Raw genomic sequence first — 13,987 nt, 5'->3', positions numbered from 1 at the left:
GCAAGTGGACTAGAGATTCGGCCGATCGGCCGACGGCATCGGCCGGGTCCCGCGGTTTTGTTGCAACGCAGCGCGACGCGTCTGCGCGAATCCCGCTCCGGAGCCTGCCGGAGCGGGGGGCGAGGTCAGACCGCGCCGGTGGTGTTGGTGTCGTCGCGCTTCTCGCGCGGCGGCAACTGCTCTTCGCCCTTGACCAGGAACCAGACGTTCTCGGCGATGTTGGTGGCGTGGTCGCCGATACGCTCGATGTTCTTGGCCATGAACAGCAAATGGGTGCAGGCGGTGATGCTGCGCGCGTCTTCCATCATGTAGGTCAGCAGCTCGCGGAACAGGCCGGTGTAGGCGGTGTCGACCTCGGCGTCGCGGGCGCGCACGCTCTGCGCCAGTTCGATGTCGTTGTCGCGATAGGCCGACAGCACGTCGCGCAGTTGCTTGACCGCGAGGGTGCCCAGCGCGTGCAGGCCGGCCACGTGCGGCAGCGGCGGCGACAGATTCAGCGCGGTCGAACGCTTGGCGACGTTGGCGGCGTAGTCGCCGACGCGCTCGATGTCCGAGGCGATGCGGATCGCCGCCAGGATTTCGCGCAGGTCGCGCGCCATCGGCCCGCGCAGGGCCAGCTTCATGACGTCGTGGCTGATTTCCTGTTCGAGCGCGTCGATCGCCTCGTCGTTGGCGATGATCCGCTCGGCGGCCTTGTCGTCGCGGCGCTGGACCACGTCGAGCGCGGCTTCGAGCTGGGACGCGGCCATCTCGCCCATGCGCAGGGTTTCGTCGAGCAGGCGGCGCTGCTCGTCGTCGTAGCTCTTGACGATGTGGTCGTGCATTTGGGTGCTCATGGCGAAGGGCCGAGATTAGGGATTGGAGAAACGGGATTCGTAAAGCGAAAGCTGCGAGGTCGGGAGAGTCTGCGGGAGCGGGGGAAAGCTTTTACCAACCCCCCATCCCGAATTCCCAATCCCGGCCGCTTCAACCGAAGCGGCCCGTGATGTAATCCTCGGTCTGCTGCTTCGTCGGCTTGGAGAAAATCTGTTCGGTCGGGCCGTGCTCGATCAGGTCGCCCAGGTACATGAAGGCGGTGAAATCGGACACACGTGCGGCCTGCTGCATGTTGTGGGTCACGATCGCGATCGTGTAGTCCTTCTTGAGCTCTTCGACGAGCTGCTCGATGCGGCTGGTCGAGATCGGGTCGAGCGCCGAGGTCGGTTCGTCGAGCAGCAACACCGACGGCTTCAACGCCACCGCGCGGGCGATGCACAGGCGCTGCTGCTGGCCGCCGGACAGGCCCAGGGCGCTCTGGCCCAGCTTGTCCTTGACCTCGTCCCACAGCGCGCCCTGGCGCAGGGCCTGCTCGACGCGGTCGTTCATTTCCGACTTCGACAACTTCTCGTGGTGGCGGATGCCGTAGGCCACGTTCTCGAAGATCGTCATCGGGAACGGCACCGGCTTCTGGAACACCATGCCGACCTTGCTGCGCAGGCGGTTCATCGGGTACTTCGGGTCGAGGATGTTCTCGCCGTCGAGCAGCACTTCGCCGCGCGCTTCCAGCTTCGGGTACAGCGCGTAGATGCGGTTGAAGATGCGCAGCAGGGTCGACTTGCCGCAACCCGAGGGGCCGATCAGCGCGGTGACCTGCTTCTCGGGGATCTCCAGGTCGATCGACTTCAGCGCATGGAACTTGTCGTAGTAGAAGTTCAGGCCGCGCGCGGCGAGCTTGACCGGCGAAGCGCCGACCACGGCCGCGGCGCGGTCCGGGGTGGCGACGGAAAGGCGTGCATCGTTCATGGCCGGGGTCCGGGCAACGGGTTGGTTCGAGAGATCAGTCATTGGAGATCCGATTGCGCAACACGAGGGCGCGGGCGAGCAGGCTGACGATCAGGACGAAGAAGGTGAGCACCAGGGCGCCGGCCCAGGCGAGGGTCTGCCAGGTTTCGTAGGGGCTGCCGGCGAACTGGTTCATCACCACCGGCACGCTGGCCATCGGCTGCAGCACGTTGTGGCTCCAGTACTGGTTGCCGAAAGCGGTGAACAGCAGCGGCGCGGTCTCGCCGGAAATACGCGCCAGGGCGAGCAGGACGCCGGTGACGATGCCGGCCGAGGCGCTGCGGTACAGCACTTGCACGATCACCTTCCACTGCGGCACGCCGAGCGACAGCGCGGCCTCGCGCATCTGCGAAGGCACCAGGCGCAGCATTTCGTCGGTGGTGCGCACCACCACCGGCAGCACGATGAAGGCCAGCGAGATCGCACCGGCCAAGGCCGAGAAATTGCCGCCGCTCTGCATTACCACCAAGGTGTAGACGAACAGGCCGAGCACGATCGACGGCGCCGACAACAGAATGTCGTTGACGAAGCGCACCACGGTACCGATCTTGCGGCCGGCGCCGTACTCGGCCAGCCAGGTGCCGGCGGCGATGCCGAGCGGCGTGCCGAGCACGATCGCGATCAGGCACATCACCGCGCTGCCGAAGAACGCGTTAAGCAGGCCGCCTTCCTGCATCGGCGGCGGCGTGTTCTGGGTGAACAGCGCGAGGTTGATGCCGCCCAGGCCCTTGGCGAGCAGGGTGTAGAGAATCCAGCCGAGGAAGAACAGGCCGAACGCGGCGGCCGCGCAGGCCATGATCACGGCGATCGCGTTGAACACGCGGCGCCGGCCGTACAGCGAATCGGCGACGCGGTGGCGGCGCTGCAGTTCGGCGTCGATGGGAGCGGGAGTCGCGTTCATCAGTTGCCCTCCTTGCGCGAGAGTTGCATCAGCATCAGCCGTGCGGCGGCGAGGACGAAGAAGGTCACGATGAACAGCACGAAGCCGAGCAGCAGCAGGGCCGAGCGATAGGTCTCGGTGGCTTCGCCGAAGTCGTTGGCGATCAGCGCGGCGATGGTCGTGCCGGGTTCGAGCAACGAAGCCGAGAAGTTGACCGAGTTGCCGATCACGAAGGCGACCGCCATGGTTTCGCCGAGGGCGCGGCCGAGGCCGAGGAAGACGCCGCCGATCACCGCCGAGCGGGTGTAGGGCAGGACGATGTCCCAGCTGACTTCCCACTTGGTCGAGCCCAGCGCGTAGGCCGACTCCTTGAGACGGGTCGGCACGGTCAGGAACACTTCGCGCATCACCGAGGAAATGAACGGGATCACCATGATCGCCAGGACGATGCCGGCGGTGAGCATGCCGATGCCGAGCGGTGGGCCCTGGAACAGCTTGCCGATCACCGGCCAGGTGCCGACGTTGTCGTTGAGCCAGGGCGTGACGTGTTCGGTCATCACCGGCACCAACACGAACAGGCCCCACATGCCGTAGATGATCGAGGGAATGCCGGCGAGCAGCTCGATGGCGGTGCCGATCGGGCCGCGCGCCCAGCGCGGCGCGACTTCGGTCAGAAAGAAGGCGATGCCGAAGCTCACCGGCACGGCGATCACCATCGCGATCAGCGCGGTGACGATGGTGCCGTAGATCGGAACGAGCGCGCCGTATTGGTCCTCGACCGGGTTCCATTCGGCGGTGATGAAGAAATCGAGACCTTCCTTGGCCAGCACGTGGCGGCCGCCCCAGAGCATCGACAAGGCGGCGCTGGCGAGAGCGAACAGAACGAAGATGACGGTGGCGGTGAGCACATAACGAAACAGACGGTCGTTGCGCGCATCTTTGCCATCGCGGCTGGAAATACCGGATCGGGCGGGTAGGGCGGTCGCGTTCATTGCGAAGGGAGGTCCGTCGTGGCAGTGCGTTGCATCGGGAGCGTGCGGGGCTGTGGCGGATGCGGGGTGTTGATTCGAGGCGGTGCTACTGAGTTGCCGATGAAGTTTCGGCGATGGGTTGCTAAAAACTTTCCTGCTCGTTGTCCCCGCCTAGGCGGGGATCTAAAGACTTCAGTCGTTCTCGCACGAAAGTCCGGTGGATCTCCGTCTGCGCGGAGATGACGAATCGGCAAAGCCACGCGCTTGCGCGCGCGGGCCGATTCGTCACTTGAACTCGGCAGCCCAGTAGGCTTCGATCTGCTTGACCAGTTCCGGCGGCAGCGGCACGTAGTCCAGGCCCTGCGCCTGCGACTGGCCGTTCTCGAAGGCCCACTTGAAGAACGCGCGGGTGTCGGCGCTGCGCTTGGCGTCCTTGGGCTGCTTGTACATCAGGATGAAATTGGTCGCGGTGATCGGCCAGGATTGCGCGCCGCCGGCATTGGTGATGACCAGGTTGAAGTCTTTCGCGCTGGCCCAGTCGGCGGTCGAGGCCGCGGCCTGGAAGGCCTCGGCGCTCGGCTGGACGAAGTTGCCCGCGGCGTTCTGCAACTGCGTGTGCGCCATCTTGTTCTGCAGCGCATAGGCCAGTTCGACGTAGCCGATCGAACCCTTGATCTGCTTCACGTACGAAGCCACGCCTTCGTTGCCCTTGCCGCCCACGCCGCCGGGCCACTGCACCGAGGTGCCTTCGCCGACCTTGCTCTGCCAGGCCGGGCTGACCTTGGACAGGTAGTTGGAGAAGTTGAAGGTGGTGCCCGAACCGTCGGAGCGGTGGACGATGTTGATCTTCAGGTCGGGCAGGGCGACGCCCGGGTTGACCGCGGCGATCGCCGCGTCGTTCCACTTGCCGACGTTGCCGAGGAAGATGTCGGCGAGCAGCGGGCCGGTCAGGCGCAGCTTGCCGGCTTCGATGCCTTCGACGTTGACCACCGGCACCACACCGCCGATCGCCGAGGGGAACTGGCCGAGGCCGGCGGCGGCGAGCTCTTCGCTCGGCAGCGGCTTGTCGGAGGAGCCGAAATCGACCGTGCCGGCCTTGATCTGGGCGATGCCGCCGCCGGAACCGATCGACTGGTAGTTGACCTTGGCGCCGGTGGCCTTGTTGTAGTCGTCCGACCACTTCGACAGCAGCGGGAAGATGAAGGTCGCGCCGGCGCCGGTGATCTGCGCGGCGACCTGGTCGCCCGCGGGCGTAGCGGCCTCGGTCTTGCCGTCGGCGGCCGGGGCCGGCGTCTGGCTGCCCGAGCACGCGGCGGCGGCCAGGGTAATGGCGATAGAGAGGACGGCGATGCGGGCCGGCGACGATTTCATGTACAGCTCCATGAAAGAAGGCCGGCGAGGGCGCCGGCTCGGATGGCGCCATTTGATGATCTTTTTGTTACACGGCTATGACATGGATTCGTAATGAATCTGTAGCGAAAGGGCGGGAGGGGTGTTGAAAGTCGCGGTTTGCGGGGCTGGAGCTGCTGTTTGGCGGTAACAAACCGCCCCAGGCACGGTTTCCGATTCGACTGCGGCACGGGCGATTTGAGGCGTCGGGCCAGGGGCTGGTGCGCGTCCCTAGCGTCGTCGTCGGGACGATGGCGGGGCAGAGTCCTCTCACCCAGCTACCGCCGTTCCCGCGAAGGCGGGCTCCGCTGAACTTCGGCGGAGCCGAGTACCCGGGGTTTCATCCAGGCCGGATGCTGAAGTCTCCCGGCTCCCAATTCTCGACTCCCCACTCCCCACTCCCGATTCCCGATTCCCGATTCCCGATCCCGATCCCGATCCCGATTCCCGATTCCCGATTCCCGATCCCGATCCCGATCCCGATCCCGCGCCCAAAACAAAACGGGCCCGAAGGCCCGTTTCGTCCGATCTCCCCAATCTGAAGGATCCCCCCGGATCCGACGATCGGTCGGATCAGTAGTTCATGTTCGCCGTCCAGTAGGTCTCGATCTGCTTGACCAGCGCGTCCGGCAGCGGCACGTAGTCGAGCGTCTTGGCCTGCTGGTCGCCGTTGGCGTAGACCCAGCGGAAGAATTCCTTGGCGTTCTTGGCGCCGGCGGCGTTCTTGGGCTGCTTGTACATCAGGATGAAGTTGGTCGCGGTGATCGGCCAAGAGTTCTCGCCCGGCGCATTGGTCATGACCAGGTAGAAGTCCTTGGCGTCGGCCCAGTTGGCGCTGGCGGCGGCGGCCGAGAAGGTCTCGTCGGTCGGCAGCACGAAATTGCCGTCGGCGTTCTTCAGGCGCGAGTACGCCATCTTGTTCTGCAGCGCGTACGACAGCTCGACATAGCCGATGCCGCCCTGGATCTGCTTGACGTAGGCGGCCACGCCTTCGTTGCCCTTGCCGCCGATGCCGGTCGGCCACTTGACCGCGGTGCCTTCGCCGACCGAGCTCTTCCAATCGCCGCTGACCTTGGACAGGTAGTTGACGAAGTTGAAGGTCGTGCCCGAACCGTCGGAACGGTGGACGACGGTGATCTTTTTCGCCGGCAGCTTCAGGCCGCCGTTGAGGGCGACGATCGCCGGGTCGTTCCACATGCTGATCTTGCCGAGGAAGATGCCGGCGAGGGTCGCGCCGTCGAGCTTCATCGCGCCCGAGGCCACGCCCGGCACGTTGATCACCGGCACCACGCCGCCGATCACCGACGGGAACTGGGCCAGGCCGAACTTGGCGAGCTCTTCGGGCTTGAGCGGGGCGTCGGAGGAACCGAAGTCGACCGTCGCGGCCTTGATCTGGGCAATGCCGCCGCCGGAGCCGATCGACTGGTAGTTCACTTTCTTGCTTGTCGACTTGGCGTAGTCGGCCGACCACTTCGACATCACGGGATACACGAACGACGCGCCCGCGCCGGTGACGTCGGCGGCCTGGGCGTTGACGGCGAACGCGGTCGCGAGGGCGAGTGCGGTCAGGCGGAAGGACAGAGACTTGAACACGGTGAGCTCCTGAAGAGAGACGGCTGGCACGAATCCGTTGCGGCGAATTTCATAACGGTTCGATGACAGTCACGAGGCGAAAACATGACAGAGACGTGACATCCCTTTCTTTCCGACGCACGGTGCGCGCAAAAGAAGGGCGCGGCCTAGGCCGCGCCCGTAACGATCGTTGCCGATCGAGGGGGAGAGATGTCCGATCGGAGCGGTAAGCCGCGGCTTACCAGTAGAACTGCACGCGCGCCGAGATCACGTTCGGGCTGTCGTCGACGACGCGGTTGAAGGTGCGGTTGTTGTAGGCCGCGGTCTGCGAGTAGGTGGCGCTGGTCTTGCCGATGTAGCGCGAGCTGTCGACGATCGAGTAGTCGAGCATGAACTTGAAGTTCGAGCGCCAGTACCAGTTCACGCCGACCGTCCAGGCGTCCATTTCGCCGCCGAGCACGCCGTCGACGATCGGAGCGGCGGTCGGGGTCGCGCCCGGGCGCAGCGAGCCGTCGTTGAGGTCGATCTTGTCGTAGCGCAGGCCGACCTGCCACATGCCGCTGGCGGGCTCGTCGGGCAGCGGGGTGGTCGGCACGCCGCCCTTGTAGCCCCAGGTCTCGCCGGTGATGTTCCACACGCCGCTGACGTAGAAGCTGTCGCCGCTGAACTTCTTGCCCGGCTGGGCGATGGAGCGGGTGGCGTAGCGGTCGAATTCCGAACGCATGTACTCGGCCTGGACTTTGACCGGGCCGTGCACCCACATCGCCTCGGCGCCGATGGTGTTCTGGCGGTCGACGTTGAGCAGGTTACCGGTGTCGACCAGGCGGCCGGCCGCGAGGTCGACCTGCGGACGGGTGCGGATGCGCACGGTGTCGGCGTCGGTGTCGAGGTCGACGTAGGACAGGCCGAAGTGGAGGATGTTGCCCTTCTCGTTGATCGGCGCGAAGGTGCCGCGCAGGCCGTAGCCCGAGCCGTGGGCGAGGTTACGGGTCAGCTCGCGGCCGAAGTAGCTCGCGGTCAGGCTCCAGTCGTTGGTGCCGTAGCTGTAGGCGGCGCCGAGACGGCGCGCCACGCCGAAGGTGTTGGTCACCATCGCCTTGGAGATGAAGTCGTTGTTCTTGGTCGAGGACAGCTCTTCCAGGCTGTTCGGCTGCTTGTACTGGCCGACCTGGATGTAGTGGTTGGCGTTGCCGCCGAGCTTGTACTTCAGATTGACGTCGAGGAACTTGTCGGCCTTGGCGTCGTAACCGGCGACCCACTCGATGTTGCCCGGGCCCTTGCCCTTCAGCACCAGCTCGGCGCGGCGCAGTTCGTTGTCGTTGTCTTTGCCGTCCGGCACGTCGGCGTTGAGGTTGAGGACGTCGCTGTTGAAATCGTTGTAATCCGCCTGCAGCAGACCTTCGAAGGTGACTTCCGAGTCGCCGATGACGTCGAGTGCGATTTCGGCGTGCGCGGCGGGCGCTGCGAGAGCGGCGAACAACGCGACGGCAAGGGTGTTGCGGGAGAGTTTCATGGTCTAGCCCTGAGGCGTGGAGTGATGGCGCGCAGGCTAGAGTGTGAAAGTTGCGTAAATGTGACAGATCTGACTTATTTCGCAGGCATGACGCTGCGATGACGCTCGCGCAAGCACGGCGCACCGGTTGGATTTTCTTTTTAAATCAAGCCGCTATGGGCTCGGGTTCGCCGGGCGTTTTGTCTGTGAAGCGGCACAGATCACGGATCGCGCAGTGCGGGCAATCGGGCTTGCGTGCCTTGCAAACGTAACGTCCGTGCAGGATCAACCAGTGATGCGCGTCCTGCAGATAGTGCGCGGGCACCGCCTTGAGCAGGCCGTCCTCGACCGCGCGCACGTCCTTGCCGGGCGCCAGGCCGGTGCGGTTGGAGACGCGGAAGATATGGGTGTCCACCGCCATGGTCGGTTCGCCGAAGGCCGTGTTGAGCACGACGTTGGCGGTCTTGCGGCCGACCCCGGGCAGGGCTTCGAGCGCGGCGCGGTCGTGCGGCACCTCGCCGCCATGCAGGTCGATGAGCTGTTGCGACAAGGCGATCACGTTCGCGGCCTTGGTGTTGAACAGGCCGATCGTGGCGATGTAGGGCTTGAGCCCGTCGACGCCGAGCGCGGCGATCGCCTGCGGCGTGTTGGCGACCGGGAACAACTTGCGCATGGCCTTGTTGACGCCGACGTCGGTGGCCTGCGCGGACAGCACCACGGCGACCAGCAACTCGAACGGCGTGCTGTATTCGAGTTCGGTGGTCGGCTTCGGGTTCAAGGCCTGCAGGCGCGAGAACATCTCCTCGATCTCGGCCGGAACGAGACGGGCGACGCGTTTTCCGGCCGGTTTCGCGGTCTTTTTTGCCGCCGGCTTGGTCGCAGCCGGTTTGCTTGCAGCGCGCTTGGCCGGGAGTTTCGCAGCAGGTTTTGCGACGGCTTTCTTGGCGACTTTTTTGGTCGCCTGCTTGAGCGTCTTGCTGGCGGCGTTCCTGGCGGGCTTGGCGGCGGGCGGGGAGGTCTTGGCCATGCGGAGGGTCGGTCTCAGGTCGGTCCGCGCTGCGCGGCCTTGGCCTTGGCGCGGGCCAAGGCGGCCGCGGCGGCCGAAGGCAGGGCCGGGCGCTGCGTGGCGGGGGGAGAGGTGTCGGCAATGGTGTCGCCAACTGAATTATCGGCTGCGCTCGTGGGCGCAGGCGTCGCCGCGCGTTGTGCGGCGCGTTCGTCGGCGCGTCGCTGCAGACGAAGGTTGCGTGCGCGGTAACGTTCGCGCGCCGCCAGGGCGCGCACGCGCGCCTCGCGCGCGCTGCGCAGCGCCTGGGTGCAGGCGCCGGTGCACTGGCGACAGACGATGCCGTCGCCGTCGTCGAAATTCGCGCTCAACAAACCGAGCGCGATCGCGGCATCCAGGTCGTCCTGCGCCAGCGCCGCGACGATCGCGTGCGCCGCCGCGCCGCGCGCATCGGCGCAGCCGCAGCGGCAGGGCGCGGATGTGCGCTCGCTCACGTTCCGGCGAAGGCGGGCTTGCGCCGTTCGAGGAAGGCGGTGGTGCCTTCGCGCATGTCGTCGGTCGCGAACATCAGGCCGAACTGCGCGGTTTCGTATTCCAAACCTTCTTCGATCCCGCATTCGCCGCCGACCGCGATGCAGTCGAGCACGCCGCGCAGCGCCAGCGGCGCGGCCGCGGCGAGCTGTTCGGCGAGCTTGAAGGTCTCGGCCTCAAGTTCGGCCGCCGGCACCACGCGATTGACGATGCCCAGCTCGCGCGCACGCGCGGCGTCGATCGGGGCGCCGACCAGGCACAGCTCCAGGGTGGCGGCGCGGCCGGCCAGGCGCAGCAGGCGCTGGGTGCCGCCGAAGCCCGGGATCAGGCCGAGGTTGATCTCGGGCTGGCCGATCTTGGCGTTGTCGGAGGCGATGCGCAGGTGGCAGCCCATCGCCAGTTCCAGGCCGCCGCCGAGGGCAAAGCCGTTGATCATGCCGATGACGGGCTTGGGCATCTTCTCGATCCGGCGCATCAGTTTCTGCCCGCGCTGGGAGAAGTCGCGGCCCTGGACCGGGGGCAGGGTGTTCATTTCCGAGATGTCGGCGCCGGCGACGAAGGCCTTGGGGCCGGCGCCGGTCAGGACCACGGCGCGCACGGCCGGGTCGGCGGCGGCGGCTTCGAAGGCGGCCAGCAGGGCGTCCAGGGTCGCGGCATTGAGCGCGTTCAGCTTGTCGGGACGGTTGACGGTGATCTGGCGCACGGCGCCGCGATCGGCGATCAGCAGGGGCGATTCGGTCATGTGATGGCCGTAGGATTCCGGGGGGATGGGGAGCGGCAGGCAGGGAACTCCGGCCCTGCGTCGCGGTCAGATCTCCGGTCGTCAGTGGCGGTTAAGCGCTGCCGCCGGTATCCTAACTCGTCCTGTCGGGCACTTACGACCGACCCAGGGCTTCTACATCGGGGCATGATTGGACTATGCCCCTAGCCGATCGGGGCGACGCAGTCGCCCCGTGCCATTACCGGAGATTCCACCGAATGAAGTTGCGTTTGATTGCTGCCGCCGTTGCGGCCCTGGCACTGACCGCCGGCAACGCCGTCGCGCAGGACACTTCTTCCGAGAAGGGCAAGCTGAGCTATGCGCTCGGTTACGACCTCGGCCGCAATGCCGTCGAAAGCGGTGAGCAGGTCGATGTCAACACGATCGTCAAGGGTCTGCAGGACGGCTATGCCAAGAAGCAGCCGTCGGTGCCGGTCGACCAGCTGCGCACTGCCGTGCAGAACATGCAGAAGCGCCAGCAGGACAAGGCCAAGGCCGAGTGGGACAAGGCCGCTGCCGAAAACAAGGGCAAGAGCGACACCTTCATCAACGGCAACAAGGCCAAGGCCGGCGTGAAGACGCTGCCGAGCGGCGTGCAGTACCGCATCATCGACACCGGTACCGGCGCCAAGCCGACCCAGGCCAGCACCGTCGCCCTGGAAGTCGCCGGTCCGTTCCCGTGGGGCCAGCGTCCCGAGCAGGCGCGTCCGGCCAACTCGATTCCGTCGATCAAGGTCAGCGAAATCGAAATGGCGGCGATGCGCGAAGTGCTGCTGCAGATGCCGAGCGGTTCGAAGTGGGAAGTGACTCTGCCGGCCGACAAGGCCTACGGCGCCGACCCGCGCACGCCGTACCCGCCGAACGTCGCCGTGCAGTTCGAAATCAAGCTGGTCAGCGTCAAGTAAGATCAGACAAGCGTCACAGACTTGCGCCGGCTAGCCCGGCGCAAGTCGTTTCTGGAGCGGGGCGGCGGGTCGAGCGATATCAGGACTCGATGCGCGGTGCCCGATGTTTCGCACGGCCTGCCGATCGCTCGGTCGGGCTTTACGAGGTCGCCCCGCCAGGCACAATGGCGGCATGGCCTCGGTGGACGATATGACGACATTCCGCGCGGTGCTGAGTCCGTGCATCGGTGTCTGCCAACTCGGCGACGACGGCCTGTGTTCGGGCTGCCACCGCACCACGGCCGAAATTGCCCGTTGGTCGCAGATGAACGACGATGAGCGCCTGCGCCTGATGGAAGTAGTGTTGCCACAGCGCGAGTCGAAGCTGCGGTGACCGCGCCTGCGCCAACACCGGCCTTCATGGGCGCCGACTTCCTCGACGGCGATTCGCGCGAACGCACCCGTCTGCTGGCGGCGCTGCATCCGCTCGATGCCGCGCCGGAGAGCGACGGCTGGAACCTCGACGATCTGACCGGGCTGCTGCCCGACGACGCCTCGCATGCGCAGGCGGCGGTGTTGGTCGGCCTGGTGCCGCGCGCCGACGGCGTACAAGTGCTGCTCACGCGCCGCACCGATGGCCTGCGCCAGCACGGCGGTCAGGTGAGCTTTCCCGGCGGCCGCATCGAACCCGGCGATGCCGATGCGGTCGCGGCCGCCTTGCGCGAGACCGAAGAGGAAATCGGCGTGCCGGCCGCGTTGATCGCGCCGCTCGGTTTCCTCGACCCGCTGGTGACGATTACCGGCTTTCGCGTGTTGCCGCTGGTCGCGGTGATCGACCCGGCCTACGTCGCGCGGCCCGACCCGAACGAAGTCGCCGAGGTGTTCGAAGTGCCGCTGGCCTTCCTGCTCGACCCCGACAACCTCACTACGCGCACCCTCGAGTACAAGGGCCGCGCCCGCCACGTGCTCGAATACCGCTATCCGAGCCAACGCATCTGGGGCGCGACCGCATCGATGCTGTTGAACCTGCGGCAGCGATTGGAGACGACCCGATGAGCGACTGGACCACCCTGGTATCGGCCGAGGACCTCGCTGCGGCATTGGGCCGCGACGATCTGATCGTCGTCGACGCGCGCTTCGCTCTCAACGACAAGGCCGCGGGCGAAGCCGCTTATCGCCAGGCGCATGTGCCAGACGCGCGTTACGCGCATCTCGACCGCGACCTGTCCGATCACCGCAAATCGGGCGGCGGCCGTCATCCCTGGCCCGAGGCCGACGATTTCACCGCCGCGCTCGGGCGCTGGGGCATCACCCCGCAGCACCAGGTCGTGGTCTACGACAACGGCGACGGCGCCCTGGCCGCGGCGCGCCTGTGGTTCCTGCTGCGCGTGCTCGGCCACCAGCGCGTCGCCGTGCTCGACGGCGGCTGGCAGCGTTGGACCGCGCTCGGCCTGCCGAGCGACGACCTCGTGCCGGCGCCGGCAGCGACCCGCTACGAAGCCAGCTATGACGCGCGTCGCGTGCTGGATGCGCAGGACGTGCGTTCCTTGCTCGATTCCGGCGGCCTGCTGATCGACGCGCGCGCCGGCGAGCGCTTCCGCGGCGAAGTCGAACCGCTCGACCGCGTCGCCGGCCACGTGCCCGGTGCGCGCAACCGCCCGTATGCGAACAACCTCGCCGATGGCCGCTTCAAGTCGAGCGAAACGCTCGCCGGCGAATTCGCGCCCTTGCTCGCGGGCCGCGCGCCGGCGCAGACCGCGGTGATGTGCGGCTCTGGCGTGACCGCCTGCCACCATCTGCTGGCGATGGCGCATGCCGGTTTCGACGGGGCGGCGTTGTATACCGGTTCCTGGAGCGGTTGGATCGAGGATCCGCAGCGGCCGGTGGCGATCGGGGACGAGTGAGGCGAGGGACGCGCGGTCGTCACAGCCATCAATCGAAGCCACGAACCGCCGTAGGTGCTCTCCTGTAGGAGCGGCGTGAGCCGCGACCGCGGGACGCGCAGAAGCAACTGCGCCGATGCCACGCATCGAAGCGGCGTGCTTCCGCAGGGGTAGGAGCGGCGCGAGCCGCGACCGCGCTGCAACGGCTTTGCGGCGTTTCGCTCAAGCAAGATCAAGATCAAACGCCAAAAGTTTCCGCCACTAAAGCGGCGGGTTACTTTCTTTTGTCAAAAGCGACAAAAGAAAGTAACCAAAGAAAAACGCTTTCTCTTTGAATCACAGGCCCGCACGAGCGGTGTATACGCGGGGATTTTTCATACGGGATATTCCTGTCCCGATGAAAAACGGCGCGCATCCTTGCGCGCCGCCCTCCGGGTCTTCGATTGCCTTCGCTAGTACGAATCGGCGCACGGCAACAGCAAAATCTTTCTGGCCATGGCGCGTAGCGGCTTGAGGGGTAGGAGCGGCGCAAGCCGCGACCGTGATGCTTCAAGTTCGCTCTGCACAATTGGTCTCGTACTTGCACTTGCACTTAGCCCTTGCTGTGCTTTGCCGCTTTGCCGCTTTACCGGTCAAATGGAGACCCGGAGGGCGGCGCACAGGACGTGCGCCGTTTTTCGATAAGACAGGGACGTCTTATCGAAAAATCCCGGCGCGGGCATCGCACTCGTGGCCTGTGCCCTTGCAAGGAGAGCCCTTTTCTTTGGTTAGCTTTGACCGAAGGGAATCCAGACGGAC

Annotated in this window: 12 protein-coding genes and 1 pseudogene; 3 read left to right on the top strand and 10 right to left on the bottom strand. The window is 66.1% G+C overall.

All coding sequences use genetic code 11. The features are described from left to right. Positions 1-125 precede the first annotated feature (125 nt). The 10 genes from phoU to ACTJJK_RS02400 form a co-directional block, all read right to left on the bottom strand. Positions 126-836 carry a phosphate signaling complex protein PhoU gene (gene phoU / locus ACTJJK_RS02445; RefSeq protein ID WP_031370469.1) on the bottom strand — a complete coding sequence of 237 codons (711 nt, stop codon included), beginning with the start codon at positions 834-836 and terminating at the stop codon, positions 126-128. Between the two features lie 130 nt (positions 837-966). After that, positions 967-1,782: a phosphate ABC transporter ATP-binding protein PstB gene (gene pstB, locus ACTJJK_RS02440; RefSeq protein ID WP_408953265.1), complete on the bottom strand. Its 816-nt coding sequence runs from the start codon at positions 1,780-1,782 to the stop codon at positions 967-969. Between the two features lie 34 nt (positions 1,783-1,816). Then, positions 1,817-2,722: a phosphate ABC transporter permease PstA gene (gene pstA, locus ACTJJK_RS02435; protein WP_051884338.1), complete on the bottom strand. Its 906-nt coding sequence runs from the start codon at positions 2,720-2,722 to the stop codon at positions 1,817-1,819. After that, on the bottom strand, positions 2,722-3,693 hold the full coding sequence (gene pstC, locus ACTJJK_RS02430) for a phosphate ABC transporter permease subunit PstC (RefSeq protein WP_031370472.1): 972 nt from the start codon (positions 3,691-3,693) through the stop codon (positions 2,722-2,724). Before pstC ends, pstA begins: the two co-directional genes overlap by 1 nt. Positions 3,694-3,957: 264 nt before the next feature. Beyond that, entirely contained in the window at positions 3,958-5,043 is a 1,086-nt protein-coding gene (gene pstS / locus ACTJJK_RS02425) for a phosphate ABC transporter substrate-binding protein PstS (protein WP_031370473.1), read from the bottom strand. A 591-nt stretch (positions 5,044-5,634) separates the two neighbouring features. Next, a complete protein-coding gene (pstS, locus tag ACTJJK_RS02420) occupies positions 5,635-6,654 on the bottom strand; it encodes a phosphate ABC transporter substrate-binding protein PstS (RefSeq protein ID WP_051884339.1) in 1,020 nt (339 codons plus the stop codon). Between the two features lie 217 nt (positions 6,655-6,871). Next, positions 6,872-8,146, bottom strand: coding sequence for an OprO/OprP family phosphate-selective porin (locus ACTJJK_RS02415; RefSeq protein ID WP_223619361.1), 1,275 nt, complete (start codon positions 8,144-8,146; stop codon positions 6,872-6,874). A 145-nt stretch (positions 8,147-8,291) separates the two neighbouring features. After that, the gene (gene nth, locus ACTJJK_RS02410) at positions 8,292-8,924 is read right to left on the bottom strand and encodes an endonuclease III (RefSeq protein WP_440729418.1); all 633 of its coding nucleotides are present in this window, start codon (positions 8,922-8,924) and stop codon (positions 8,292-8,294) included. A gap of 242 nt (positions 8,925-9,166) precedes the next feature. Further along, the gene (locus tag ACTJJK_RS02405; RefSeq protein WP_318025782.1) at positions 9,167-9,625 is read right to left on the bottom strand and encodes a hypothetical protein; all 459 of its coding nucleotides are present in this window, start codon (positions 9,623-9,625) and stop codon (positions 9,167-9,169) included. After that, complete coding sequence (locus ACTJJK_RS02400; protein WP_440729370.1) at positions 9,622-10,404, bottom strand: enoyl-CoA hydratase/isomerase family protein; 783 nt, start codon at positions 10,402-10,404, stop codon at positions 9,622-9,624. The genes ACTJJK_RS02405 and ACTJJK_RS02400 overlap by 4 nt, the downstream gene beginning before the upstream one ends. 236 nt (positions 10,405-10,640) lie before the next feature. Here ACTJJK_RS02400 and ACTJJK_RS02395 point away from each other — a divergent pair, with 236 nt between their 5' ends. From ACTJJK_RS02395 to ACTJJK_RS02385, 3 genes and pseudogenes are all read left to right on the top strand, one after another. Next, complete coding sequence (locus ACTJJK_RS02395) at positions 10,641-11,327, top strand: FKBP-type peptidyl-prolyl cis-trans isomerase N-terminal domain-containing protein (protein WP_031370479.1); 687 nt, start codon at positions 10,641-10,643, stop codon at positions 11,325-11,327. A gap of 172 nt (positions 11,328-11,499) precedes the next feature. Next, positions 11,500-12,362, top strand: a pseudogene (locus tag ACTJJK_RS02390) (NUDIX hydrolase). Further along, entirely contained in the window at positions 12,359-13,210 is an 852-nt protein-coding gene (locus ACTJJK_RS02385) for a sulfurtransferase (protein WP_440729369.1), read from the top strand. The pseudogene ACTJJK_RS02390 and the gene ACTJJK_RS02385 overlap by 4 nt, the downstream one beginning before the upstream one ends. Positions 13,211-13,987: the final 777 nt, after the last annotated feature.

It is taken from the genome of Lysobacter sp. 22409 (assembly GCF_052045105.1).
Lineage (GTDB): Bacteria > Pseudomonadota > Gammaproteobacteria > Xanthomonadales > Xanthomonadaceae > Lysobacter > Lysobacter antibioticus_B.
This window is presented reverse-complemented; position numbering and strand designations above follow the sequence as displayed.

Bases quoted from the DNA above. Each gene is read 5' to 3' on its own strand.
- pstS (WP_031370473.1), bottom strand. From the start codon at position 5,043: ATGAAATCGTCGCCGGCCCGCATCGCCGTCCTCTCTATCGCCATTACC.
- pstC (WP_031370472.1), bottom strand. From the start codon at position 3,693: ATGAACGCGACCGCCCTACCCGCCCGATCCGGTATTTCCAGCCGCGAT.
- ACTJJK_RS02385 (WP_440729369.1), top strand. From the start codon at position 12,359: ATGAGCGACTGGACCACCCTGGTATCGGCCGAGGACCTCGCTGCGGCA.
- pstA (WP_051884338.1), bottom strand. From the start codon at position 2,722: ATGAACGCGACTCCCGCTCCCATCGACGCCGAACTGCAGCGCCGCCAC.
- ACTJJK_RS02395 (WP_031370479.1), top strand. From the start codon at position 10,641: ATGAAGTTGCGTTTGATTGCTGCCGCCGTTGCGGCCCTGGCACTGACC.
- pstB (WP_408953265.1), bottom strand. From the start codon at position 1,782: ATGAACGATGCACGCCTTTCCGTCGCCACCCCGGACCGCGCCGCGGCC.
- ACTJJK_RS02400 (WP_440729370.1), bottom strand. From the start codon at position 10,404: ATGACCGAATCGCCCCTGCTGATCGCCGATCGCGGCGCCGTGCGCCAG.
- nth (WP_440729418.1), bottom strand. From the start codon at position 8,924: ATGTTCTCGCGCCTGCAGGCCTTGAACCCGAAGCCGACCACCGAACTC.
- phoU (WP_031370469.1), bottom strand. From the start codon at position 836: ATGAGCACCCAAATGCACGACCACATCGTCAAGAGCTACGACGACGAG.
- ACTJJK_RS02415 (WP_223619361.1), bottom strand. From the start codon at position 8,146: ATGAAACTCTCCCGCAACACCCTTGCCGTCGCGTTGTTCGCCGCTCTC.